At 38.1% G+C, this 1,962-nt stretch carries 3 protein-coding genes; 1 reads left to right on the forward strand and 2 read right to left on the reverse strand.

Annotated features, from left to right (window positions below; translation table 11 throughout):
• A partial coding sequence (locus K0A91_RS10920; RefSeq protein WP_295010246.1) for a hypothetical protein occupies window positions 1–566 on the forward strand: 566 nt, incomplete at its 5' end.
• Window positions 567–571: 5 nt separating this feature from the next.
• On the opposite strand, the gene K0A91_RS10925 is transcribed toward K0A91_RS10920, so the two are convergent.
• Entirely contained in the window at window positions 572–1,183 is a 612-nt protein-coding gene (locus K0A91_RS10925; RefSeq protein WP_295010248.1) for a response regulator transcription factor, read from the reverse strand.
• A 2-nt stretch (window positions 1,184–1,185) separates the two neighbouring features.
• Window positions 1,186–1,962: HlyD family type I secretion periplasmic adaptor subunit (locus K0A91_RS10930; RefSeq protein WP_295010250.1), on the reverse strand; the 777-nt coding region annotated here is incomplete at its 5' end.

The following is a 1,962-nucleotide window of genomic DNA, read 5'->3' on the forward strand; positions in this document are numbered from 1 at the left end:
TTTATGACAGTGAAGATAACGTGATAAAAACTCAGTCATTTTCTCCTGATAGTGAGGGTGTAGGATACTTTGACTATGATTTTGACGTTACAGTTCCTGAAAATGGGCTTATTAGGGTTGAGTTTCAATCTGAAAATACCGTAGATCATGGAAAGGGTACGGAAGCTTGGAGTATAGATGATTTTGAGATAATGGGTCCTGATGGTCAGCAGGTTCTTACTTTTGACAGTTCACCTGGCGGCAACATAGATATGGAGGCTTTATTAGATCAAAATAATGATTTTGAAGGCGATGCTCCTGACTCAGTAGATGAAATCAATCTCTCTAGCGGTGATTATACATTGTCAAATATTACATTGGCAGACGTCATTGATATAACGGACGGCGACAATGTGCTTAAAATTACTGGAGACAGCGGTGACGGGATTGTTAATTTGGCAGATAACGGATGGGTTATTGACACTTCTCCTAGTGTTACAGAGACAGGTTATGACACATATACAAATATAGCAGACTCAAGCGTACAGCTTCTTATTGACGTCGATATAGCGGTTGAAGTTATCTGATTTTATTACTTAAACTTTAGCGCTAAAGAGATTCTGTCGGTTACATTCGCCTTTTCAAATATATGGTGGATGTGACCTTTTACGGTTGAGAGTGCAATTTTTTCTCTTTGTGCTATCTCTTTGTTGTTTAACCCCTCGGCAATCATTAGTGCGATATCCTTCTCTTTCTCGGTCAATAGCGGCATAAAATCAGGTTCGTCTTTCTTTTTGTTTTGCATATATTTGTTTATAATAAAGTATGTCAAATCAGCAAAGAGCCAGTTGTTTCCCTCTTCTACGGTTGAGAGCATTTTTAGCAGGTTATCTCTATTTATATACGAGTTCTCATATCCTTTTATGCCACTTCCAATCAGAGTGGACGCATGATAAACTTCAGGAATGGCATTGAAGATTAACATTATTGCTTGCGGATACTCTTTTAGCTTTGAGAGCACATCTTCAATATTTAAAACGCTCATCTCATCAATCATAACTATAGTTTTACTCTTCTCTTCTGCCAAATATTGAAGCAGCGCATCAAAATTTTCTACATGTAGCGTCTCATGTGATTTTTCTAAAGCTCTCTCCCAATGTTTTCTTATTGAAGACATATTTGTGAACAGAATTATCTTTTTCATAGCTACCTTTCACTAAGTACATTTTCACGTGCACGTAGTATTGGTTTTAAGATGTAGTCAAGCACCGTTTTTTTACCGGTTATAATGTCCACATCAGCCGTCATACCGACCATAATATTTAGCTTATGTTCCTCTTCTCCAAGGTGATTTTTATCTGTTTTTATGCGTACGAGATAGTAGTTTTGCCTACTGGCTTCATCGTAGATAGTATCGGCGCTAATGTGTGTCAGTGTGCCTCTTAGCGAGCCGTATATCGCAAAATCATAGGCAGAGAATTTTACGATGGCGCGCTGTCCTGGAAATAAAAAAGCGATATCTGCCGGTCTTATTTTTGCTTCGATAAGCAGATTGTCTTGCGTAGGAACGACCTCAATTATATTCATTCCCGGTTTTAGAACGCCGCCTACTGTATTGACAAGCAGCTGCTTGATTGTTCCATCTACGGGAGAGCGCACAAACGTTCTCTTTACTTTGTCTTCTCTGGCAATAATAGCACTCTCAATCCTTGACATTTCAGCTTTGATTTCATTGAATTTTTCTTTTGCAATGTTGCGAAATTTGAACTGAACTTCCAAAATATTGTTTCGCTGTTCATCTATAATAGAGTTAAGGCGGGGAATGGAGAGTTTTGTAGATTTCATCTGCCCTTCAATGGTGCTTGCTTCTCTTTGAAGTTTTAAATACTCAACCTCGGATACGATTCCCTTGTCAACTAACGGCTTGTTGAGTTTAAGCTCTCTTGTAATAAACTCAAAATTTTTAGTCAGATTAGAGAGTTT

This window comes from Sulfurimonas sp., from assembly GCF_019429335.1.
Classification (GTDB): domain Bacteria; phylum Campylobacterota; class Campylobacteria; order Campylobacterales; family Sulfurimonadaceae; genus Sulfurimonas.

Coding starts and splice junctions, on each gene's coding strand:
- K0A91_RS10925 (WP_295010248.1), bottom strand. CDS start 1,183: ATGAAAAAGATAATTCTGTTCACAAATATGTCTTCAATAAGAAAACAT.